The organism is Vibrio sp. ZOR0018, assembly GCF_963865925.1.
GTDB classification, from domain to species: domain Bacteria; phylum Pseudomonadota; class Gammaproteobacteria; order Enterobacterales; family Vibrionaceae; genus Vibrio; species Vibrio anguillarum.
This window is the reverse complement of sequence record NZ_CAWMCN010000162.1, coordinates 39,627-41,707: the sequence shown is the minus strand read 5'-3', so window position 1 is coordinate 41,707 and position 2,081 is coordinate 39,627. Positions and strand designations below refer to the sequence as shown.

The window sequence follows — 2,081 nt, the reverse complement described above, 5'->3', positions numbered from 1 at the left end:
CGATCAAGAAACAACAAATATGTGATGACTATTTATTGCTTAACTTAAGCCAGAAAACATTGAATTTACCGTTCAATTTCGACTCGTTTTAGCTGATAAAAACTCACCTTGCCTAACGCCCGCTTAAGGGGCAGACAACGATACTACCAACTTTCCGCATAACACCGTAAACACTGAAACCAACGCATAATAAAAACGCCACGCGTTGGCTGTCCCTCTTGAAGCGTTTGTTATGAGCCATTTCCCACCAAAAGAAGTTCTAACTCATTGTTTGTTATTGCTTTCAGGTTGAGTGTTATTTTCTCTGAACTCCAATTCCACCACGCAATTTCTAACAATTTATCGACGACATTTGGCTCAAAACGATACTTTAAAATCTTAGCGGGGTTACCACCAACAACGCAATAAGCAGGAACATCTTGTGTCACAACAGACTTACTCGCGACAATGGCACCATCACCAATCGTTATTCCAGGCATAATAGTTGATTCATAACCCAGCCAAACATCATTACCAATTACTGTGTCGCCTTTATAAGGGAGCTCTCCAGCTTGTGGGGTTGAGACTTCCCAACCGTTACCAAAAATGAAAAAGGGATAAGTTGAAAAACCTGACATATTGTGGTTTGCACCATTCATAATGAACTTAACGTCTTTAGCAATAGCACAAAACTTTCCAATCCTTAACTTATCACCAATAAAAGGGAAGTGATAAAGCACATTCCGTTCAAAATTTTCAGGCCCATCAGGATCGTCATAGTATGTATAGTCACCAACTTCAATATTTGGAGACTTAATATAGTTTTTTAGGTAGCCGATTTGAGGAAATCCTTCCATTGGCTCTTTATTATTTGGATTTGGACCGTACAAATTAAATATCTCCATAATGGTTCATAACGCCCGCTTAAGGGGCAGCCAACGCCACTACCAACTTACTGCATAACACCGTAATCACAAAAACCAACGCATAGTAAAAATGCCGCGCGTTGGCTGTCCCTCTTGAAGCGTTTGTTATGTGCTATTTTTCAACATCGTAAGCTGCTGCTGCGCTCTTTAGTTGCTGAATGTCTGATGCACATAGATATCGCTTTAAGGCTTCAAACTTCTCTGTGGGCCAATCATAGATTTGCATTTTCAACAGTTCAGCAATTACCGATTCGTCAAAGCGATATTTGACTAATTTGGCAGGCGTGCCACCAACAACACTATAAGGGGCAACATCTTTAATTACCACGCTATTTGCAGCAACTATGGCTCCTTCTCCGATTGTCACACCAGGCATAACCATTGATCTCATCCCAAGCCATGCACCATCGTGGATAAAGGTATCACCTTTGCCTATATACGCTTCATCAATGTAGTCCATAAATGGATATAAACAGAACCAATCCGCCCTATGGGTATGATTACCACCCATTAAGATAACTGCCTCTGCGCCGATGCAAACGTAATCACCAATATGGAGTTTATCGATTTCCCACCTAGGTTCCCATTCACGACTCACTTCATCACCATGAAGATACCGAACAACAGATTCCTCAAATCCATTGTCCCAGCAGTCACTGTAATAACTATGAGTGCCTTTGATAGAAATATTAGGGTTAGTTACTACCTCATGGAGTAACTGAAATTTTGACCAATGCTTCTTGTGCATACTAAACCTCAAGCTAATGTTAAATAATAAGAATTATTGAAATAACACTATGCCGTCAGTGAATGCGTGGCTGCTTTAAAAGAGGAATAAGTTTCATAAAAAACACCGTTAATTGAAAGGCGCGAATGATAGCACATAACGCCCGGCTAAGGGGTTGACAACGCACCGCCGAACTTAAAAAACACACTGTAAACACTAAACTTCAATTTTGAACTAAAGCCGCCACGCGTTGGCAATCCCTCTTGAGCCGTTTGTTAGGCCAACCGATTGACACCGACACTTTCAAAACCAAATAACGAGCTTTTTTGTAAACTTGAAACAAACTAACCGATTAATTTATAAACTAAAATACTAAATCAGCAAAGAAACAAAAAACTCAAATTGAGCGGTTTGGAAGAAAAGTGACGAGCGTAGCATGCTCGGCGGAT

At 40.4% G+C, this 2,081-nt stretch carries 2 protein-coding genes; both read right to left on the bottom strand.

All coding sequences use genetic code 11. The features are described 5' to 3' along the window. Nucleotides 1-230: 230 nt before the first annotated feature. On the bottom strand, nt 231-884 hold the full coding sequence (locus AACR75_RS18045) for a Vat family streptogramin A O-acetyltransferase (protein WP_017048438.1): 654 nt from the start codon (nt 882-884) through the stop codon (nt 231-233). A gap of 133 nt (nt 885-1,017) precedes the next feature. Then, complete coding sequence (locus AACR75_RS18040; protein ID WP_047691281.1) at nt 1,018-1,653, bottom strand: CatB-related O-acetyltransferase; 636 nt, start codon at nt 1,651-1,653, stop codon at nt 1,018-1,020. Between the last annotated feature and the right edge of the window lie 428 nt (nt 1,654-2,081).